15 protein-coding genes are annotated in these 20,592 nt (G+C 72.6%); 9 read left to right on the forward strand and 6 right to left on the reverse strand.

All coding sequences use genetic code 11. The features are described 5' to 3' along the window. The first annotated feature begins 143 nt into the window (after window positions 1–143). From DI269_RS23970 to thrS, 6 genes are all read left to right on the forward strand, one after another. Complete coding sequence (locus DI269_RS23970; protein ID WP_112140667.1) at window positions 144–752, forward strand: urea amidolyase associated protein UAAP2; 609 nt, start codon at window positions 144–146, stop codon at window positions 750–752. A 1-nt stretch (window position 753) separates the two neighbouring features. Further along, window positions 754–4,359, forward strand: a complete 3,606-nt coding sequence (locus DI269_RS23975) for a 5-oxoprolinase/urea amidolyase family protein (protein ID WP_112140669.1) — start codon at window positions 754–756, stop codon at window positions 4,357–4,359. Window positions 4,360–4,509: 150 nt separating this feature from the next. Further along, window positions 4,510–5,655, forward strand: coding sequence for an alkaline phosphatase PhoX (locus tag DI269_RS23980; protein WP_112140671.1), 1,146 nt, complete (start codon window positions 4,510–4,512; stop codon window positions 5,653–5,655). Between the two features lie 114 nt (window positions 5,656–5,769). Next, the gene (locus DI269_RS23985; protein WP_112140673.1) at window positions 5,770–6,744 is read left to right on the forward strand and encodes an NAD(P)/FAD-dependent oxidoreductase; all 975 of its coding nucleotides are present in this window, start codon (window positions 5,770–5,772) and stop codon (window positions 6,742–6,744) included. A 101-nt stretch (window positions 6,745–6,845) separates the two neighbouring features. Continuing rightward, window positions 6,846–7,808: an NAD(P)H-quinone oxidoreductase gene (locus tag DI269_RS23990; protein WP_112140675.1), complete on the forward strand. Its 963-nt coding sequence runs from the start codon at window positions 6,846–6,848 to the stop codon at window positions 7,806–7,808. A gap of 374 nt (window positions 7,809–8,182) precedes the next feature. Further along, window positions 8,183–10,195 carry a threonine--tRNA ligase gene (gene thrS / locus DI269_RS23995; protein WP_232822884.1) on the forward strand — a complete coding sequence of 671 codons (2,013 nt, stop codon included), beginning with the start codon at window positions 8,183–8,185 and terminating at the stop codon, window positions 10,193–10,195. Window positions 10,196–10,240: 45 nt separating this feature from the next. On the opposite strand, the gene DI269_RS24000 is transcribed toward thrS, so the two are convergent. From DI269_RS24000 to DI269_RS24025, 6 genes are all read right to left on the reverse strand, one after another. Continuing rightward, complete coding sequence (locus tag DI269_RS24000; protein WP_112140679.1) at window positions 10,241–12,286, reverse strand: Hsp70 family protein; 2,046 nt, start codon at window positions 12,284–12,286, stop codon at window positions 10,241–10,243. Window positions 12,287–12,310: 24 nt separating this feature from the next. Next, window positions 12,311–14,170 (reverse strand): dynamin family protein, encoded by a 1,860-nt coding sequence (locus tag DI269_RS24005; protein WP_198667702.1) that lies wholly within the window; start codon window positions 14,168–14,170, stop codon window positions 12,311–12,313. Further along, on the reverse strand, window positions 14,167–14,724 hold the full coding sequence (locus DI269_RS27315; RefSeq protein WP_112140683.1) for a hypothetical protein: 558 nt from the start codon (window positions 14,722–14,724) through the stop codon (window positions 14,167–14,169). The genes DI269_RS24005 and DI269_RS27315 overlap by 4 nt, the downstream gene beginning before the upstream one ends. A 2-nt stretch (window positions 14,725–14,726) precedes the next feature. Continuing rightward, window positions 14,727–16,316, reverse strand: a complete 1,590-nt coding sequence (locus DI269_RS24015) for a dynamin family protein (RefSeq protein ID WP_198667703.1) — start codon at window positions 16,314–16,316, stop codon at window positions 14,727–14,729. Between the two features lie 96 nt (window positions 16,317–16,412). Further along, window positions 16,413–16,811 (reverse strand): hypothetical protein, encoded by a 399-nt coding sequence (locus DI269_RS24020; protein ID WP_157975179.1) that lies wholly within the window; start codon window positions 16,809–16,811, stop codon window positions 16,413–16,415. Window positions 16,812–16,852: 41 nt separating this feature from the next. Then, a complete protein-coding gene (locus tag DI269_RS24025; protein ID WP_112140690.1) occupies window positions 16,853–18,346 on the reverse strand; it encodes a potassium/proton antiporter in 1,494 nt (497 codons plus the stop codon). Window positions 18,347–18,418: 72 nt separating this feature from the next. Between DI269_RS24025 and DI269_RS24030 the strand changes: the two genes are divergently transcribed. The 3 genes from DI269_RS24030 (at window position 18,419) to DI269_RS24040 (ending at window position 20,591) form a co-directional block, all read left to right on the forward strand. Next, window positions 18,419–18,964: an HIT family protein gene (locus tag DI269_RS24030; protein ID WP_232822885.1), complete on the forward strand. Its 546-nt coding sequence runs from the start codon at window positions 18,419–18,421 to the stop codon at window positions 18,962–18,964. A 114-nt stretch (window positions 18,965–19,078) separates the two neighbouring features. Further along, window positions 19,079–19,708, forward strand: a complete 630-nt coding sequence (gene pgsA / locus DI269_RS24035; protein ID WP_112140692.1) for a phosphatidylinositol phosphate synthase — start codon at window positions 19,079–19,081, stop codon at window positions 19,706–19,708. Next, a complete protein-coding gene (locus tag DI269_RS24040) occupies window positions 19,701–20,591 on the forward strand; it encodes a phosphatidylinositol mannoside acyltransferase (RefSeq protein ID WP_112140694.1) in 891 nt (296 codons plus the stop codon). The genes pgsA and DI269_RS24040 overlap by 8 nt, the downstream gene beginning before the upstream one ends. Window position 20,592 lies beyond the last annotated feature (1 nt).

The raw sequence follows: 20,592 nt of genomic DNA on the forward strand, positions 1-20,592 counted from the left end.
CCGGCTCCGGCCTACACCGCCTCGCCGCTGCGCGTCCTCGCCTGGCGCGGGCGCCCCACTTCGCCCGGCGACCCCCGCTGGGACGCCGCCCCCGAGGGCCGCCGCGCCCTCGCCAACACCGCCGCCGCCATCGGAGTCGCCGCATGAGGACCGTCGCCGAACACGTCGTGGGCGCCCGCGCGCCCTGGTCCGGGGCCGTCGCCGCCGGGCAGACCCTCGTCATCACCGACCTCGAAGGCAACCAGGCCGTCGACTTTCTCCTCTTCGACGCCGCCGACCCGGCCCTGCGCTACAGCGCCCAGAACACGATCGCCGCCGCCGGGGCCCTGTACCTGTCGACCGGCTCGGTCCTGCGCGACGTCGAGCACGGCCCGCTCGCCACCGTCACCGCCGACAACTGCGGCCGCCACGACACCGTCGGCGGCGCCTGCTCCAAGGAGTCCAACACCCTCCGCTACGGCCACCACACGTGGGCGCAGCACGCCTGCGTCGAGAACTTCCTCCACGAAGGCGCCCGCTGGGGCCTGGGCAAGCGCGACATGACCGGCAACGTCAACTGGTTCATGAACGTCCCCGTCGAGGACGACGGCGCCCTCGGCATCGTCGACGGCCTGTCCGCGCCCGGCCTGGAGGTCGCCATGCGCGCCGAGCGGGACGTGATCGCGCTCGTCTCCAACTGCCCCCAGATCAACAACCCCTGCAACGCCTTCAACCCGACCCCGATCAAGATCGCCGTCACCGAGGAGTCCTGACTTGGCCTTCGACACCCTCCTGGTCGCCAACCGCGGGGAGATCGCCGTCCGCGTCATCGCCACCGCCAAGCGCATGGGGCTCAAGACGGTCGCCGTGTATTCCGACGCCGACCGCGCCGCCGCCCACGTCGACGCCGCCGACACCGCCGTCCGCATCGGCGGCCCCGCCCCCGCCGACTCCTACCTGCGCGCCGACGCGATCCTGGAGGCCGCAGCGGCCACCGGGGCCGGGGCCGTCCACCCCGGGTACGGGTTCCTGTCCGAGAACGCCGCCTTCGCGCGCGCCGTCGAGGACGCCGGCCTCGCCTTCGTCGGCCCCGCCCCCGCCCACCTGGACCTGTTCGGCGCCAAGCACACCGCCCGCGCCGCCGCCGAAGCCGCCGGGGTCCCGCTCCTGGCCGGGACCGGCCTCCTCGACGGCGTCGCGCACGCCCTCGACGAGGCCGAGCGCATCGGCTACCCCGTGATGCTCAAGGCCACCGCCGGAGGCGGCGGCATCGGGATGCGCCCCGCCGCCGGGCCCGACGAGCTGCGCGACGCCTGGGACGGCGTCGAGCGCCTCGCCCGCTCCGGCTTCGGCGACGCCGGCCTCTTCCTCGAACGGCTCGTGCGCCGCGCCCGCCACGTCGAGGTCCAGGTCTTCGGCGACGGCCGCGGCGGCGTCGCCGTCCTCGGCGACCGCGACTGCACCCTCCAGCGCCGCAACCAGAAAGTGATCGAAGAGGCCCCCGCCCCCGACGTCCCCGACGCGCTCCGCGAGCACTACCTCGACGCCGCCCGCCGCCTGTGCGCCTCCGTCGGCTACCGCTCCGCGGGCACCGTCGAGTTCCTCTACGACACCGAGCGCGGCGAGGTCGCCTTCCTGGAGGTCAACACCCGCCTCCAGGTCGAGCACCCCGTCACCGAGGCCGTCTACGGCGTCGACCTCGTCGAGTGGATGATCCGCCTCGCCCAGGGCGACGACGCCCCGATGCGCCGCCCCCTCAGGCCCGCCGGGCACGCCGTCCAGATGCGCCTCTACGCCGAGGACCCCGCCCAGGGCCACCGGCCCTCCACCGGCACCGTCACCCACCTCGCCATGCCCGAAGACGTCCGCGTCGACACCTGGATCGAGGCCGGGACCGTGATCGGCCCCGACTACGACCCGATGATCGCCAAGCTCATCGCCCACGGCCCCACCCGAACCGACGCCATCGCGACCGCCGCCGACGCCATCGCGGACCTGCGCATCGCGGGCGTCGAGACCAACCAGGGCCAGCTCGCCGCCGCCCTCGCCGACCCCGGCTTCACCGCCGCCCGCCACACCACCGCGACCCTCGCCGACGTCCCCGACCCGCGCCCGCGCATCGATGTCCTCGCCGCCGGCACCCAGACCACGATCCAGGACTGGCCCGGGCGCACCGGCTACTGGCAGGTCGGGCTCCCGCCCTCGGGCCCGATGGACGACCGGTCCTTCCGCCTCGGCAACCGCGCCCTCGGCAACCCCGAAGGCGCCCCAGGACTCGAATGCACCGCAACGGGTCCCACCCTCCGCTTCAGCGCCGGCGCCGTCGTCTGCGTGACCGGCGCCCCGGCCCCGGTCACCCTCGACGGCACCCCGGTCCCGCAATGGGAAGCGATCGACGTCCCCGCCGGAGCCGTGCTCGCGATCGGCGCCCCCGACCGCGTCGGCCTGCGCACCTACCTGCTGATCCAAGGCGGCCTCGACGTCCCGCTGTACCTCGGCTCGGCAGCCACGTTCACCCTCGGCGAGATCGGCGGCCTCACCGGCGGCGCCCTCCGCGTCGGCGACGTGCTCCGCCCCGCGACCGAAAACGATCGACCGATCGAAACTCTGGCGGCCGCGCCGGGCGCACCGGAGCGGCCGACCGGCAAGGACCGCACCGATACCGGTCAACCGACCGAAACCCCTGGCACCGTCCCCGAAGCCGACCGGCCCGTCTTCACCAACCACTGGGAGCTGCCCGTCGCCGCCGGGCCCCACGCCGCCCCCGACTTCTTCACCCCCGCCGACATCGACGACCTCTACAGCGCCGCCTGGGAGGTCCACTTCAACTCCGCCCGCACCGGCGTGCGCCTCACCGGCCCGAAGCCGCGCTGGGCCCGCCCCGACGGCGGCGAGGCCGGCCTCCACCCCTCCAACATCCACGACAACGCCTACGCGATCGGCGCGGTCGACTTCACCGGCGACATGCCCGTCCTCCTCGGACCCGACGGTCCCAGCCTCGGCGGATTCGTCTGCCCCGCAACGGTGGTCACGAGCGAGCGCTGGCGCATGGGCCAGCTCCGGCCCGGCGACACGGTCCGCTTCACCCGCGCCGACCGCGCCCCGGCTGTCCTCGGCGGCGCCCCCGCGGCCGCCGACCACCCCGCCGCGGCCTACCGCCGCTCCGGCGACGACAACGTCCTCGTCGAATACGGCCCCAACGTCCTCGACCTCGGCCTGCGCATGCGCGTCCACGCCCTCGCCGACGCCGTCGCCGACCGCTTCGGCGGCGAGGACTCCGGACTCCTCGACCTCACCCCCGGCGTCCGCAGCCTCCAGGTCCACTTCGACCCCGCCCGCATCGACCAGGCCGCGCTCGTCGATCAACTGACCGAAATCGAGGCCCGGCTGCCCTCGACCGAAGCGCTCGCCGTCCCCAGCCGCGAGGTCCGCCTCCCGTTGTCGTGGGACGACCCGGCCACCCGCGAGGCCATCGACCGGTACATGAACGGCGTCCGCGACGACGCCCCCTGGTGCCCCTGGAACATCGAGTTCATCCGCCGCGTCAACGGCCTCGACGACGTGGAGGCGGTGCGCCGCACCGTCTTCGACGCCGAGTACATGGTCCTGGGCCTGGGCGACGTCTACCTCGGCGCGCCCGTCGCCACCCCGCTCGACCCGCGGCACCGGCTCGTGACCACCAAGTACAACCCCGCGCGCACCTGGACGCCGCAGAACGCCGTCGGCATCGGCGGCGCCTACATGTGCATCTACGGCATGGAGGGCCCCGGCGGGTACCAGTTCGTCGGCCGCACCGTCCAGGTCTGGAACACCCACCGCGCCCGCGGCCCCTTCACCGAGGGCAAGCCCTGGCTGCTGCGGTTCTTCGACCGCATCCGCTGGTACCCGGTGTCCACGGAGGAGTTGGACGAGCTGCGCGCCGAGATGGCCGCGGGCCGCTTCACCCCCGAGACCAGCGAAGGCGTCTTCCGCTACAGCGACTACCGGGCCTTCCTGGAGGCCAACGCCGAAGGCATCGCCGACTTCAGGGCCCGCCAGTCCGCGGCCTTCGCCGCCGAGCGCGAGGCGTGGGAGGCCTCGGGCGAGTTCGACCGCCAGCAGGTCGAGCCGCCCGCGGCCGAGACCGGGACGGTCGAGGCCCCGCCCGGCGGCGCGGTCGCGTCCTCCCCGCTGGCCGCGGCGGTCTGGAAGGTCGCGGTCCGCCCCGGCGACGAGGTCGAGGCCGGGCAGGTCCTGGTCGTCCTGGAGGCGATGAAGATGGAGACCCCGGTGACCGCCCCGCAGGCGGGCCGGGTCCTGAAGGTCCTCGCCGAACCCGGCGGGCAGGTCGGCGCGGGCGCGCCCCTAGTGGTGCTCGACGGCCCCTCGTCAGCACCGTGACGGGTGAACCACCCCGGACGTTCAACGGAACGACTACAGTCCGTCACTGGAACGTCTCGTGAGATCTACTCGCAAAAGCCGCGATTTCCCTACGCTGGCCTGCGGCAGCGCTTCCGCTGCGTCCCATCATTCCGCAAAAGGACTGCCACCATGAAACGACGGAACGTCATGCGCGCCGCGGTCGCCGGCGCCGGATCGGTCGCCCTCGGCTTCACCATGACCCGCCCCTCCTTCGCGTACCCGGCCCTCCCCGGCACCAGCCCCTACGGCGCCCTCCAGGCCGCCGACGCCCGCGGCATCCAGCTGCCCGCCGGGTTCACCTCCCGCATCGTCGCCCGCTCCTCCCAGACCGTCTCCGGCACCTCCTACACCTGGCACAGCGCCCCCGACGGCGGCGCCTGCTTCGCCGACGGGAACGGCTGGATCTACGTCTCCAACTCCGAGGTCTCCTCCGGCGGCGGCGTCGGGGCCCTGCGCTTCGACGCCGCGGGCAACGTCGTCGACGCCTACCGCACCCTCAACGGCACCCGCACCAACTGCGCCGGCGGCGCGACCCCCTGGAACACCTGGCTCTCCTGCGAGGAAGTCGACCGCGGCTACGTCTACGAGACCGACCCCTGGGGCGACGACGCCGCCGTCCGACGCGACGCCATGGGCCGCTTCAAACACGAGGCCGCAGCCGCCGACGCCGACCACGGCGTCGTCTACCTCACCGAAGACGTCACCGACGGCGCCTTCTACCGCTTCCGCCCCACCACCTGGGGCGACCTCGCCACCGGCACCCTCCAGGTCCTCACCCAGACCGGCTCGACCCTCGCCTGGGCCACCGTCCCCGACCCCGACGGCTCCCCGACCGCCACCCGCAACCAGGTCGCCAACACCAAGCGCTTCAACGGCGGCGAGGGCTGCTACTACACCGACGGCATCTGCTTCTTCACCACCAAGGGCGACAACAAGGTCTGGGCCTACGACGCCGACGCCAACACCCTCGCCACCGTCTACGACGACAACGTCTCCGGCGCCCCGCTCTCCGGCGTCGACAACATCACCGGCGCCACCGGCTCCGGGGACCTGTTCGTCGCCGAGGACGGCGGCAACATGGAGATCTGCGTGATCACCCCCGACGACATCGTCGCCCCGTTCCTGCGCATCACCGGCCAGAGCGGCTCCGAGATCACCGGCCCCGCCTTCAACCCGGCCGGGAACCGCCTCTACTTCTCGTCCCAGCGCGGCACCAGCGGCTCCAGCAGCGGCGGCATCACCTACGAGGTCACCGGCCCCTTCCGCAGCCTCTGACCCGCACGGGGCCGCACGAGCGCATTTGTGCGGCCCCACCAAAGGCCCTCCGCCGCTAGGATCGTGGGAACTGCCGCGACAACGCTGTGCCTTTTTAGGGAGCCGTGAACGCCCTTGCCTCTCATCACAGTGGACCTAGCGATCGTCGGCGCGGGCCCGACGGGCCTCTTCGCCGCCTACTACGCGGGCTTCCGCGGCCTGCGCACCGCCGTCATCGACGCCCTCCCCGAGGCCGGCGGCCAGATCACCGCCATGTACCCCGAGAAGCAGATCTACGACGTCGCCGGATTCCCCGAGATCAAGGGCCGCGACCTCGTCGAGAACCTCCTGCGCCAGGCCGCCCCCTTCGAGCCGGTCTACCTCCTCGGCCACCAGGCCCAGAAACTCGAACACTCCGGCGGCCTGCCCGTCCTCGGCCTCTCCGGCGACGTCACCGTCGCCGCCAAGGCCCTGCTCATCACCGGCGGCCTCGGCAGCTTCGCGCCCCGCCCGCTCCCGGCCGCCGCCGACTTCCACGGCGCCGGGATCGTCTACTTCGTGCCCGAACTCGCCGCCCACGCCGGGCAGGACGTCGTCATCGTCGGCGGCGGCGACTCCGCGTTCGACTGGGCGCTGGCCCTCCACGGCGTCGCCCGCTCCACGGTGATCGTGCACCGCCGTGAGAAGTTCCGTGCCCACCACGCCACGATCGAGCGCGTGCGGGGCCTCGGCGTCCCGATCATCGTCAACGCCCAGGTCACGGCCATCCACGGGACGACGCACATCGAAGGCGTCGCCCTCGACGTCAAGGACGAGGGCCCGCGCGAGCTCCCCGCCGACGCGATCGTCGCCGCCCTCGGCTTCACCGCCGACCTCGGGCCGCTGGGGGAGTGGGGTCTGGACCTGGACCACCGCACGATCACCGTCGACTCGACGATGGCCGCGAGCCTGCCGCGCACCTACGCCGCGGGCGACATCGCCGCCTACCCCGGCAAGGTCAAGCTCATCGCGACCGGCTTCGGCGAGGCCGCCACGGCCGTCAACAACGCCGCCGTCGCGATCGACCCGGCCGCGCACCTCTTCCCCGGCCACTCCAGTGAGAACCCGTAAACCGTTGCAGCACAAGGGAATCGATCTATCGATGCGGTCCTGATATGACTTACTGACGGGTATGTCGCTTTGGGTTCCAGGCGCAGTCATACTATGCGGGAATGCTTGCCATGACCGTGTCCGGCGGGAGCCTCACCGCCGCCCAGGTGCCCGAGCCCGCGCCCGGACCCGACGAAGTCCTCATCGAGGTCGCCGCCGCCGGCGTCAACCGCGCCGACCTCCTCCAGGTCGCCGGCCACTACCCGTCCCCGCAGGGCGCGCCCGCCTGGCCCGGCCTGGAGGTCTCCGGGACCATCGTCGATGTCGGCAGCGCCGACAACGCGACCCTCCTCGGCGCCGAGGTCTGCGCCCTGCTCCCCGGCGGCGGCTACGCCCAGTACGCCACCGTGGACGCAGGACTCGTGCTCCCCGTGCCCGAGAACGTCTCCCTAGCGGACGCCGCCGGCCTGCCCGAGGCCGCCGCGACCGTCTACTCCAACCTCGGCTACCTGCTCGAAGACGCGTCCCGCAAGCGCCGCGTCCTCGTCCACGGCGGTTCCGGCGGCGTCGGCACCTTCGCCGTCCAGTTCGCGCGCAAGCTCGCCGACGCCGAGACCTGGACGACCGCCCGCGGCGAGTTCACCAAGCAGCTCGAAGCCCTCGGCGCCGACCGGGTCGTGGACTACCGCAGCGAGGACTTCGCGGCCCTCGCGCAGGAAGCCGGCGGAGCGGACGCGATCCTCGACGTCATCGGCGCGGCCTACTTCGAGCCCAACCTCAAGGCCCTCGCCCAGGACGGCCGCCTCGCCATCATCGGGCTCCAGCAGGGCAACGCCGCCCAGATACACCTCGGCGGCCTGCTCGCCAAGCGCGCCACCATCACCGGCACCACGCTCCGCGCCCGCCCCCTGGACCAGCGCCGCCAGATCCTCGCCGAGGTCTTCGAACGCGTCTGGCCCGCCCTCGACACCGGCGACATCAAACCCGTCGTGACGACGAAGCTCCCGCTCGGCGAGGCCGCCGAAGCCCACCGCCTCATGGGCGCGGGCGGCCACTTCGGCAAGATCGTCCTCACGGCCAAGTAAGCGACCGGCACCGCCGGATCGTCGGACCCTCCTGGCATTGTTGAAGCCGGGGGCGGCCGCGAATGCCCGATTCGCGTAGAACCGCCGAGACACGCCCGGCCGGCCCCGAACGGGGCCGGCCGCGGGCGACCACTATTTCTCGCAGCAGCCGTGGCAGCAGTCCTGGCCGCCGCACTTGCACGCCTCGTCGTTGCAGCAGTTGCAGCACTCGTCGCTCATCGCGCTCACCTCCGCCCGCCATTGTCCGGTCCGCATTTCCCGCGGGCGCGCCTCACCCGCCGGTAATGGGCTCGATCGCACTTCAGGGCGGCGACTACCATGGACCCGAACGTCAAGCGCCGGCCGCTCGACCGGCCCATTCCATGAGGAGAACCGTGGCTTCCGCAGCACCGAATCAGAGTCCCAGCGTCGTCGAACCCCTCTGGGTGACGGCTGGCACGACCGGTGCCGACGCGGTGGCCGAGGCCGGCCTCCCCGTCAACGGGCCGAACGCCATCGTCGTCGTCCGCGACGCCGAAGGCCAGCTCCGCGACCTCTCCTGGGCCCCCGAGACCGACCAGAAGGTCGAGCCCGTCGCGCTCAACAGCCCCGACGGCCTCAACGTGCTGCGCCACTCGGCCGCGCACGTCATGGCCCAGGCCGTTCAGGAGCTCCACGAGGCCAAGCTCGGCATCGGCCCGCCGGTCACCGACGGGTTCTACTACGACTTTGACGTCGCCGAGCCGTTCAACCCCGACGACCTCAAGGCCGTCGAGAAGCGCATGCTCCAGATCATCAAGCAGGGGCAGACCTTCCACCGCCGCAAGTACGCCTCCCTCGACGAGGCCCGCGCCGAGCTCGCGAACGAGCCCTACAAGCTCGAACTCATCGAGACCAAGGGCGAGGGCACCGACGCCGACGAGGTCATGGAGGTCGGCGGCGGCGAGCTCACCGCCTACGACAACCGCGACCGCACCGGCGAGAAGGTCTGGTCCGACCTGTGCCGGGGCCCGCACCTGCCCTCCACCAAGCTCATCGGCGCCGTCAAGCTCATGCGCTCGGCCGCCGCGTACTGGATGGGCTCGGAGAAGAACCCACAGCTCCAGCGCATCTACGGCACCGCCTGGCCGACCGTCCAGGAGCAGAAGGACTACCTCGCGCGCCTCGCCGAGGCCGAGAAGCGCGACCACCGCAAACTCGGACAGCAGCTCGACCTGTTCTCCTTCCCCGACGAGCTCGGCTCCGGGCTCCCGGTGTTCCACCCCAAGGGCGGGATCATCCGGTACGAGATGGAGAACTACCTGCGCGAACGCCAGCGCGAAGCCGGGTACGAGCTCGTCAACACCCCGCACATCACCAAAGAGGGCCTGTTCCACACCTCGGGGCACCTGCCGTACTACGCGGACACCATGTTCCCGCCCATGGAGTTCGAGGGCGCGAACTACTACCTCAAGGCCATGAACTGCCCGATGCACAACCTGATCTTCCAGTCGCGCGGGCGCTCCTACCGGGAGCTGCCGCTGCGCCTGTCGGAGTTCGGGACCGTGTACCGGTACGAGAAGTCCGGCGTCGTCCACGGCCTCACTCGCGTCCGCGGCCTGACCCAGGACGACGCGCACATCTACTGCACCGAGGAGCAGGCCCCCGGGGAGATCCGGAGCCTCCTCGAATTCGTGCTCCAGCTGCTGCGCGACTACGGGCTCAACGACTTCTACCTGGAGCTGTCGACCCGCGGGGACTCCGAGAAGTTCATCGGCGCCCCCGAGCTGTGGGAGTCGGCGACCGCGACCCTGCGCCAGGTCGCCGAGGAGTCCGGCCTCGACCTCGTCCCCGACCCGGGCGGCGCGGCCTTCTACGGCCCGAAGATCTCCGTCCAGGCCAAGGACGCGATCGGCCGCACCTGGCAGATGTCGACCATCCAGCTCGACTTCAACCAGCCCAACGGCTTCGGCCTCGAATACTCGGCGGCCGACGGCACCCGCAAGCGGCCGGTCATGATCCACCGCGCGCTCTTCGGCTCGATCGAGCGCTTCTTCGGCGTCCTCACCGAGCACTACGCGGGCGCGTTCCCGGCCTGGCTCGCGCCGGTCCAGGCCGTCGGCATCCCCGTCCGCGACGAGAACGCCGACTACCTGGAGGCCTTCACCCGCCGCCTGCGCGCCGAGGGCGTCCGCGCCGAGGTCGACCACTCCGACGACCGCATGCAGAAGAAGGTCCGCAACGCCCAGCTCCAGAAGATCCCGTTCATGGTCATCGCCGGCGACGACGACCAGAACGCCGGGACCGTGTCCTTCCGCTACCGCGACGGCTCCCAGCGCAACGGCGTCCCCGCCGACGAGGCCGTCGCCCACGTCACCGAGGTCATCCGCTCGCGCGTGAACGAGGGCCCCACGGCCGCAGCAGAGTAAGCGAGATCGCGGGCGCCCCCGGCATTACGGCCGGGGGCGCCCGCGTCAGTCTGTGGACGCGATGAGGAACGACGCCGCTGCGAGGTTCGCGACGGCGAACGTGATGGCGACCCCGAGGCCGCCGGGGACGTTGTAGGCGACGATGGTCGCCGCGGCGGTGAGCACCATGCACACCAGGACGAACCCCTGCTGGTGGTCCTCGGCCACGTTCTCGTCCATGACGAAGATGCAGAAGACGGCGATCGCGACGGCCGCGGCGGCGGCGAGGGTGCCCACCAGGCCGCCGATCCATCCGGTCGCCCAGAATTCCCACCACCGCGGCTCCAGGTAGGCCGCGAGCCTGCCGTACGCGGCCGCCGACCACCAGGTGAAGAGGGCGACACCGCCCACTGCGAAGAGCGCGGCCCAGGTCTCCTCCATCGCGTCGCCGAGGCCCCAGTCGAGGTACGAGGCGTGCTCCGCCGCGACGGCGTAGGCGATCACCGCCACGTTGACCAGTATCGAGACGGGGATGGCGGCGTCGTCCCAGCCTGCGGCGTGGTGCCAGACCACGGCGCCGACGGTCGCCGTGAAGGCCAGGGTGATCCACGGGGACACGAGGTCGCCGTCCCGCTCCTCGATGATGTAGACGTACACCAGGGTCGCCACGAGCACGACCGCCAGCATGCAGACGGTCCCGGCGATCCCCGCGACCCACCCGCTCGGGACCCACTCCCATGCGTGCTCGTCCAGGAGCGCGGCGAGGCCCGCATAGGACAGCAGCCCGAGCTTGAGGATCCCGGCCATCCCCGCGAGACCCGCGAGCATGACCCCGGCGACCTTCGCAGGGCTCGCCCTGCTGGTCATGGCCGAGAGCCTGGACGGGTACGCGGGGGGCGTGTACGGGGTTTCGGGCGCCGGCCGCTCGGCGGCGTCCGGCAGCGGCACGGTCGAGTGGGTCGCGGACTCCTCGGCCGCCTCGCCGGTCTCGACCGGGGCCTCCTCCTCCGAGAACCGGTCCTCGACGCCGTTGATGAGGTCCTTGGCGTGCAGCGCCGCCCCCAGCGCCACGGCGAGTTCGGGTTCGGCGACCTTGACGACCCGGTTCGCGCTGTCGCGCAGGAGCTTCGCGATGAGCGTGAGGCGGGTGCTGCCGCCGACCGGGACGACCTGGCCGATGTCTTCCCAGGTCAGGTCCGCCGTTCGCAGCAGCTGGTCGCAGGAGGCGATGGTCTCTTCGAGCATCTGCCCGATGGAGTCCTCCAGGGTCGCCTGGTCGACCTCGACCGGGTCGCCTTCGGGCAGGTGCAGCCACGCCGACGCCTGGGTCGAGAGCACGCGCTTGGCGCTCTCGCACTCGTCGCGGAAGCTGAGGTACATGCGGGAGGCCTGGTCGTCGTCGGGGTCGATCTCCAGCCAGTCGGGGCGCGGGGGCTCCAGGTCGTGCGCGACCTTCTTCATGAGGGCGGTGGTGAAGTCGATGCCGCCGATGTCGGGGCAGCCGCCGGGCCGGCCGACGACCGCGTAGCCCTCGGCGGTGTTGCCCCGGGCGAGCACGCAGTCGAAGGTGCCGCCGCCGAGGTCGTAGACGAGCACCGTGGTCTCGGCGATGAGCAGGTCCCGGTCGAACGCGTACCGCAGGGCCGCAACGGGTTCGGGCAGGAGCACCACCGTGGCCGGGTCGAATCCGGCCGCGGCGGCCGCATCGGTCATGCGGCGGCGCTGCACTTCGTCCCAGGAGGCCGGGATGGTGATCACGACCTGCTGGGCGGGACCGGGGATGCGGTCGAGGGCGCATTCGCGCAGGCGCTTGAGCAGGGCCGTGACGAGTTCGTCGGTGCGCAGGGACCGGTTCCCGAGCTGGTTGGGCACCGTCGACCGGAACTCGCGCTTGAACTCGGTGCGGAAGGCGCTCAGGTCGAGGCGCTTCTGCCGCTCGGCGGCGGTGCCGACGAGCAGGTCGCCCTGGGCGTTGACGAAGGCGCTGGAGGGGAACGTGTACGAGGTGTGGGCCGACTCCGGATCGGAGATCCGGGTGACGGTGCCCTCGGCGTCGACGACGATGATCGCCGAGGTCGAGGTGCCGAAGTCGATGCCGTATCCGATGGCCATGGGCGGGGCGCTCCTGTCTGGGGGTCAGAGCCGTGCGAGCCGGTCGTGGAGGGCGGTCAGCCGCTCGCCCAGGAGCCGGTACTCCTCGGTGCGGCGCCGCAGGTCGGCGAGGTGGCGTTCGAGGTCCCGCGCGTCGCGGTTCGAGGAGGCCTCCAGCCGCTGGACCGAGGCCTCCAGGCTGGCGAGCGACCGGCCCGCCTCGGATTCGAGGAGGCCCTCCAGGCTGCCCCGCTGCTGCCGGACGGCGGCGTCGAACCGGCGCCCGATCTCCAGGATCTCTCGGTCCAGGGCCGGCACCACGTACCGGACCATGCGCTTGACCTGGTGGGTGCGCCGCTCGCCGCGCTGCTCCTGGATCTGCTCGGTGGCGCTGACGAACCCGATGATGTTGAACAGGAGGCCGCCGACGATGCCGCCGATCACCGACCCGGCCCCCGGCGCGAACAGGGAGGTCACCATCGCCCCGATGGTCGCGCCGAACGCGCCCGCGGTCATCGACGACTCGAACCCGGTGCGGAGCCAGCCGAGGTTGCGCTTGCGGCCGAGCACTTCCCCGGGCACGGCGATCGCGGGCAGGTACCGCTCGTGCTCGGCGCCGGTCACGGTGAGCGGCACCGCGATGCGCTCGGCGATCTCGGCGGCGGCACGGCTGGTCCGCTCGATCATCGCGGCCTCGACCTCGTCGACGATCGCCCCGATCTCGGCGCACACCTGCCCGAGGAGCTGCCTCGCGTCGGTCCCGGTCGGGTTCTCGGCCTGGACCTTGAAGTCCCGCTTCGCCTCCTGGCACCGGTTGTCGAGTTCGACGCGCAGTTCGCGTTCGATCTCGCCGACCCGTCGGCGCAGCTCCATCCGCCACGGGGCGGCCGGGCCGCGCAGGTCGGCGGCGCGGGTGCGCTCCTTCGCGATGTGTTCGAGGGTCTCGCCGAGGTCGGTGCCCGGGCCCATGCCCGCGAACTCGTTGACGACCGGCGCGGACGACTCGCGCACCACCGCGGTGAGCTCGCCCAGCGCCCGCCCGATCCGCGGCGCGATGCAGGTCGAGGCCAGGCCGTCCCACAGCTCCCGCTCCAGTTCGGGGAACCCGGACCCGCCGTCGTCGCGGCCCTCGGCGAGTTCGGCCTCGCGCTCGGTCGCGGAGACGGCGACGACGCGGACCTGCGCGGCGGGGACGTCGAGCGCGCCGCCGATCCGGGCGGCGATGTCGGCGACGGCCCCTTCGGTGTCGTAGATCCGGTCGGCCTTGGTCGCGGCCACCAGCACGGTCGGGCAGGACCGCTCCGCCCGTTGCAGGAACTCCAGCTCTGGCTTCGACAGCGGGTCGATCACGTTGCACACGAACAGGATCCCGTCGGTGCGCGGCAGGAGCGCGTTCGTGATCGCGGTGTGCTCGGTGTACAGGGTCCCGATGCCGGGCGTGTCGACCAGGACCAGGCCCCGGCGCAGCACCTCGGACGGGAGCGCGACGTCGATCGAGCGGACGCGCTCGCGGTTGCGCGGGTTCCCGGTCTGCGAGCCGTACCGGGCGAGGGAGGCGACCGGGACGGCGCGCTCGACCAGGCGCCCGGCCTCGTCCTCGGTCCGGATCGCGGCCTTCAGCTCCGGGCCCCACCGGACCGCGGCGATCGCGGAGGTGGTCGCGCGGATGCCGACCGGCAGCAGGTCGGGGCGGCCGACGAGCGCGTTGACCAGGCTCGACTTGCCGCGGCTGTACTCGCCGCACACGGTCACCGTGTACGCGTCGGAGGCGAGGCGGGACCGGCTCTCGCGCAACCGGACCGCCGAGGCGCCGGACAGGTCCCCTCCCGCGACGCGGGCGACCTCCTCGTACAGGTCCAGGACCTCGCGGCGCAGGGCCGTGACCGCGGCGTGCGCTCCCGTCACCGGTCCTCCTCCACGTAGGCGACCACCTGTTGCGGCCGGATGAGCAGGCCGTTCCACCGCACGCCGGACCGCAGCGTCCGGGCCACGTGGTGGACCAGGGCCGGGTCGGCGGTGGCGGCGGTGGTGATGACCTCGTGCAGCGGGGCCCGCACCGGCCCGGCCTCCTCGACCAGGTCCGCCCCCGACAGGGCGAGCATGGCGGCGACGTCCTGGCGCATCCGTTTGACGTCAGGCGAGGGCCCGCCGTCGCGGCCCGCGGTCATCTCCAGCCAGTCGTAGGTCCTCACGAGCGACAACACGATCGGGGGCGGCCCGTCCGCCGCCCGGTCCGGTTCCGGGATGGGCGCGTCCGCGACCGGCGGCAGGGAGTCGAGGACCGCGAGCGCGAACTCCAGCTCGGCGACCTCGTCGACCCGCCGCGCCGACTGGTCGGCCTTCCCCTCGCCCACGCCGTACAGCTCGGCGACGCGGAACGCGACCTGCGCGACCAGCTCGCGGCGCCGCCGCGAGCGCCGCCCGCCGCGCGGCCGCAGCCGCAGGAGGTCTCTCATCATCGTCACTCCTTGATGTCCAGCAGCGATTGCGCCTGCCTGATGCGGTAGAGGATCCGCTGGTAGCTGTTGCGGATGATCCGCGCGACGTGGCGGCTGCGGCCCGGCAGCGACGCCCCCTCGCACCGGCGCGACCAGTGCGCGGCGCGTTCGAGCGCGAGCCGCTCCAGCTCCGCCAGCGGCGTGTCCGCGCCCCGGCCCAGCCGCTGCTCGCAGCGCGTCCCGTGCTCGCCGGTCACCCGCAGGATCTCCTCGCGCTCGGCCAGGGTGAACCCGAGGTCCCCGGCGTAGAACGCGGCCAGCGCGTCGAGTTCGTCGAGGCTGGAGTCCTCGTATTCGAGCTCGTTGAGCTTCTGCTCGACCAGCTCCAGGACCGCCAGCTCGGCCCGCTCCGCGCCGGCCTTCGCCGCGGTGACGCCCTGGCGCACCCGGTGCAGTCCCGAGTGGAGCTTGATGAACGCCGCCCGGTTCCCGAAGTGCCGGGCCAGCTTCTCGTTCAGACCCCCGACGCCGCTGATCTCCCGCAGGTGCGCCCGCAACTGCGCGGCCTCGGCCCCGGGGTGCTCGGCCAGGAACCGGCAGGCCCGGTACAGGCCCCACGCCTGGAGGGCCTCGAACAGCTCCAGCCGCATGCTGGCGGGCACGTCGGGCGCGAAGTCGGCGCCGTCGACGAACCGGCGCCCCGACAGCAGCCGGTTCGCCAGCTCCGCCGGGTCCGCCTTCGCCAGGGCCCGCAGCGCGTCGACCATGCCGGGGGTGAGCCGGGCCGCACCGTGCGCGGCGACGGCCGCGACGGCGACCATGTCGAAGAAGTACCGCGACAGCTGCGGGGACGCGTGGCGGCTGCCCGACACCGCCCGCATCTGCTCCAGCGGGTCGGCCTCGGGCAGGCCGGGGCGCCAGTGCATGTCGCACTTGGCGTACACCCCGATCGCGAAGACCGGCGTGACCTTCCCGGGGGTCTTCTCGGCGAACCGCTCGACCAGCGCGAAGTCCTCCTCGTGGACCTCGGAGTCGATGAGGAACACGAGCGCGTCGGCCGCGAGCAGGGCCGTCTCGCTGTCGCGGTGGGACCGCAGCCCGAGGGCGTCCTCGGTCGCCGTGCCGTCCTCTTCGTACACGCTCGCCAGGCCCGGGGTGTCCAGGAGCCGGAAGGACTTCAGGAACTCGCTGGGGACGCCGTACTTGACGCGGGCGACTCCGGGCGCGGGGTGCGCGCCGTCGCGGTCCCGGACCGTCAGCCGGTGCAGGTCCTGCGGGTGGCCGTGGACGGCGCCGCCGTCCTCGTACCGGACGGTGACCGCGGGAGCGGCCGCATAGGACAGCTCGGTGACCACCGAGGTCGTCTCCGAGCGCCCGACCGCGACCTCGTCGCGGTCGATCATGGCGTTGACCAGCGTCGACTTGCCGCGGCTGGCCCGGCCCGCGATGGCCACGCGCAGCGGCTGGCCGAGGCGTTCGAGGGCGGCGGCGAGCGCGGCGTGCAGCTCGGCGAGGCGCGGCTGGCCGCGCGTCAGCTTCAGGCACTCCGCGAAGGCGGTCTGGGCGCGGGTGGGGCGGTCGGATTCGGGCGGGCTCGGGGGGTGTCCGGACACACGTGCCTCCACGCGGGAAGGGAACGGCCGTCGACCCCAGTATGGCGCAACGGTGCACGTCGCGCTGGTCGCGTTCACCCCTGCGGGGTCCGGCGTCTAGGACACGACCAGGTCGACGCGGGCGGTCTCGCCCGGCTCGACGACGACCGCGTCGAGGTCGTTGACGGTGCCGTCGTCGAGGATGGTGGCGACTTCGAAGGCGCCCAGCAGGTTCGTCAGCTCGATCGTGCCGTCGGGGCCGGTCATGGGGGCGGACTCCCAGTCGGGGGCCTCGTTCCCCTCGTCGAGGCCGGTGAGTTCGAGCGGGACGTTCGCCTGCGGCGTCCCGTCCTCGTCGGTCACCGAGACGAGGAGCGCGCCCCATTCGGGCCGGTCGTCGGGGACCGGTTCGACCCGGGCCGCGTCGGTCGCGGGGTCGACCGGGGTCAGGGTGGGCGTGAAAGTGCAAGCGGCGGTGGCGAACAGGAGCAGCAGGCCGGCGGCGAGGAGCTTCATGGGCATGAGTATGGGACGCGCTTGCACGCCGACCGGTTCCGTCAGTCCCTGCCGGTCTCGCCCAGCCAGCGCGCCAGCCGCCCGGCCCGCGCGAGGGCCGTCAGGCGCTGCTCGGTCGCCTCGCGCAGCTTCGGCGTCGTCACCACGATGAGCTGGTCGCCCGACCGCAGCCGGTCGGCTTTGGCGGGCACGAACAGCCGGTCGACGCGCACCACCCCGGCGATCGCGCTCCCTTCCGGCAGCCGCAGCTCGAATATCCGGATGCCCGCCAGCCCCGACCCTTTCGGGACGGTGATCGTCAGGACCTCGCCGTCGACCGCGTCCAAAGGCGCCGTCTCGATGTCGACCTCCTGGACCACTCCGGCCCGCGCCAGTCCGAGGCGCTTGGCCACCCACGGCAGCGTCGGGCTCTGGAACAGCGTGAACACCACCACGAGGATGAACACCAGGTCCCACAGCGACTGCGCGCCAGGCAAATGCTCGGAGCGCGGGATCGTCGCCAGGACGATCGGCACCGCCCCGCGCAGGCCCGCCCACGACAGCAGCGCCTTCTCCTTGCCGGAGAACCGGAACGGGATGAGGCACAGCCACACCGAGACCGGCCGCGCCACGAACGTCAGCACCGCGCCCAGCAGCAGCGCCGGCAGCAGCATGTGGATGAGGTTGTCCGGGGACGCCAGCAGCCCCAGCATCACGAACATGCCCAGCTGCGCCACCCAGCCCAGCCCGCTGGCGAACGACTGCGTCGCCGCCCGGTGCGGCAGGTGCGAGTTCCCCAGCACCAGCGCCGCCAGGTACGCCGCGATGAACCCCGACGCGTGCAGCGTCCCCGCCGCCGCGAACGCCGCCATCCCCAGGCTGAACACGGCGAGGGGGTACAACCCAGACACCGGCAGCGCGAGCCGCCGCAGCAGCCACGCCCCGCCGAAGCCCACGACCAGGCCGATCACCGATCCGGCCGCCAGCTCCCACACCAGCAGCCCCACCAGCTCGAACGTGTTCGGCAGCCCCTCCGCGGCCGAGAACGCCAGCACGAGGATCACCGCGGGCGCGTCGTTGAACCCCGACTCCGCCTCCAGGGTCCCGCTGAGCCGCTTGGGAAGCCCCACCCCGCGCAGCTCCGAGAACACCGCCGCCGCATCGGTCGACGCCAGCACCGCGCCCATGACCAGGGCCGTCTGCCACTCGAACCCGAGCAGGTAGTGCGCCCCCAGCGCCGTCACCGTCACCGACACGCCCACGCCGAACGTCGCCAGCATCGACGCCGGCGCCAGCTGCCCCGAGATCGCCCGCCACCGCGTCGACAGGCCGCCCTCGATCAGGATCAGCGCCAGCGCGAACGTCCCCAGCACCTGCGCCAACTCGAAGTCCTCGAACGGGATCCCCACCCCGTCCTCGCCCAGCACCATCCCCACCGCCAGGAACACCAGCAGCGCCGGCAGCCCCAGCCGGTGGGTCGCGCGGATGGCCGCGATGGAGACGAGCACGGTGACGCAGCCGATGAGCACAACGAGGTACAGCTGGGGCAACGTCACGTCCGGAGCTTATCCGAGGTGGAGTGTCCCGGGGATTTCGTCGCATTACCGCTTTCCGACTAGGATCGTCCCGTGGAAGAGCGCGAAGGCGAAGGCGTCGGCGTCCCCGACGGGTACCAGCGGCTGTGGACGCCGCACCGCATGGCCTACATCCAAGGGGAGGGCAAGCCCACCGGCGACGACGCCGACATCGAGGGCTGCCCCTTCTGCGAGATCCCCAAGCTCGACGACCGCGACGGCAACATCGTCGCCCGCGGCCAGACGATGTTCGTGGTGCTCAACAAGTACCCCTACAACTCCGGCCACCTCATGGTCGTCCCCTTCCGGCACGTCCCCGACTACACCGACCTCGACACCGACGAGATCCTGGAGATGGGCCTGCTCACCCAGCGCGCCATGGCCGTCCTGCGCTCCGCGCTCGGCGCCCACGGGTTCAACATCGGCATGAACCAGGGCCAGGTCGCCGGCGCCGGCATCGCCGGGCACCTCCACCAGCACATCGTCCCCCGCTGGGGCGGGGACGCGAACTTCATGCCCATCATCGGCCGCACCAAGACCCTCCCGCAGTACCTCGCCGACACCCGCGACCAACTCGCGGCCGCATGGGAGCGGGTGTGACCGCTCCGGCACGATTAGAGTCGAAGGCACAGCCCCCGCACCGGCCGGCCGGGACGGGCGCCGCACCCACTTGCCCGAACACCCACTTGGGCGCTGCCGAGAAACCAGGAGACCATGGCGAAGTTCCTTCGGACCTCCGGCCGAGCGGGCGTACGCCGCTACGTCGACGCCGCCGCGAGGCTCCTCATCCGCGTCGGCGTGTCCGCCAACGCCGTCACCATCACCGGCACCGCGATCGTGGTCGCCGCCTCCCTCACCCTGCTCTCGCAGGGCCACCTGCTCTCCGGGCTCATCGTCATCGGCCTGTCGGTGTTCACCGACATGTTCGACGGCGCCATCGCCCGCGTCAACGGCACCACCAGCCGCTTCGGCGCCCTCCTCGACTCGGTCTGCGACCGGCTCGCCGACGGCGCGATCTTCGCGAGCCTCGCCTACCTCCTGCTCGCCCAGGACCGCTTCCTCGGCGCCGCGCTGGCGCTGACGGCGCTGGTCGTGGGCCAGGTCGTCTCGTACGTGAAGGCCCGCGCCGAGTCCCTGGGCATCGAGTGCAACGTCGGGATCGCCGAGCGCCCCGAGCGCCTGATCCTCGCCGGGGTCGCGGTCCTCGCCGAGGTCTTCGGGGTCCCGTTCGCGCTGGAGGCCGGCATGGGCCTGCTCGCGGTGCTCTCCTCGATCACCGTGGTGCAGCGGCTCGTCCACTCCCGCGCGGCCTTCGCGGCCGGCGAGGAGCGCGTCGATGCCTGAGCGCCTGACCGAGTTCGCCTACCTGGCGGCCTGGCGGGGCGTGCGGCTCCTGCCCGAGTCCGCGGCGTACGGCCTGAGCAGGCGCTTCGCCGACCGGGCGGCGCGAAAGAACGGCCGCGGCGTGCAGCAGCTGCGCAGGAACCTCGCCCGGGTCGTCGGCGGCGAACCCGACGAGGACCTCGTCCGCCGGGCGATGCGCTCGTACGCCCGGTACTGGATCGAGGCGTTCCGGCTGCCGTCGATGGACGACGCGCACCTCCAGCGCCGCTTCGAGATGATCGGCTGGGACCCGGTGCACGCCCGCTCCGAGCAGGGCCTGGGCTCGGTCATCGCGCTGCCGCACTGCGGGAACTGGGACCTCGCCGGCGCCTGGGCCACCCGCATCGCGGGCGACCCGGTCACCACGGTCGCCGAGCGGTTGAAACCCGAAGGGGTCTACCGGCGGTTCCTCGAATACCGCGAGTCCCTGGGGATGCACATCATCCCGACCTCCGGCGGCGACCGCAACCCCCAAGCGGCCCTTGGCGAAGCACTGAACGCCGGGCACGTGGCGGCGCTGGTCGCCGACCGCGACCTGGGCCGCTCGGGCACCGAGGTGAAGTTCTTCGGGGAGGCCACGACGTTCCCGTCGGGCCCGGCGCTGCTGGCGATCCGCAACCGGGTCGACCTGTTCACCGCCGCGATCCACTACGAGGACGACCGGGCGGTCTGCCGCATCTCCGGGCCCGTGGACACCGGAACCGGGTCGCTGCGCGAGCGCCTGGCGTCCACCACGCAGCGCGTCGCCGACGCGTTCGAGGAGGGCATCCGCGCCCACCCGGCGGACTGGCACATGCTCCAGCGGTTCTGGACCGCCGATTTCCAGCCCCCGCCGGCGACCTGAT

The organism is Glycomyces dulcitolivorans (genome assembly GCF_003265355.1).
In the GTDB taxonomy this organism is placed as follows: domain Bacteria; phylum Actinomycetota; class Actinomycetes; order Mycobacteriales; family Micromonosporaceae; genus Glycomyces; species Glycomyces dulcitolivorans.

What these genes read in the sequence shown, in the direction of transcription:
- DI269_RS23970 (WP_112140667.1), top strand. Translation starts at nt 144, where the DNA reads ATGAGGACCGTCGCCGAACACGTCGTGGGCGCCCGCGCGCCCTGGTCC.
- DI269_RS23980 (WP_112140671.1), top strand. Translation starts at nt 4,510, where the DNA reads ATGAAACGACGGAACGTCATGCGCGCCGCGGTCGCCGGCGCCGGATCG.
- DI269_RS23990 (WP_112140675.1), top strand. Translation starts at nt 6,846, where the DNA reads ATGCTTGCCATGACCGTGTCCGGCGGGAGCCTCACCGCCGCCCAGGTG.
- DI269_RS24000 (WP_112140679.1), bottom strand. Translation starts at nt 12,286, where the DNA reads ATGGCCATCGGATACGGCATCGACTTCGGCACCTCGACCTCGGCGATC.
- DI269_RS27315 (WP_112140683.1), bottom strand. Translation starts at nt 14,724, where the DNA reads ATGATGAGAGACCTCCTGCGGCTGCGGCCGCGCGGCGGGCGGCGCTCG.
- DI269_RS24020 (WP_157975179.1), bottom strand. Translation starts at nt 16,811, where the DNA reads ATGAAGCTCCTCGCCGCCGGCCTGCTGCTCCTGTTCGCCACCGCCGCT.
- pgsA (WP_112140692.1), top strand. Translation starts at nt 19,079, where the DNA reads ATGGCGAAGTTCCTTCGGACCTCCGGCCGAGCGGGCGTACGCCGCTAC.
- DI269_RS24040 (WP_112140694.1), top strand. Translation starts at nt 19,701, where the DNA reads ATGCCTGAGCGCCTGACCGAGTTCGCCTACCTGGCGGCCTGGCGGGGC.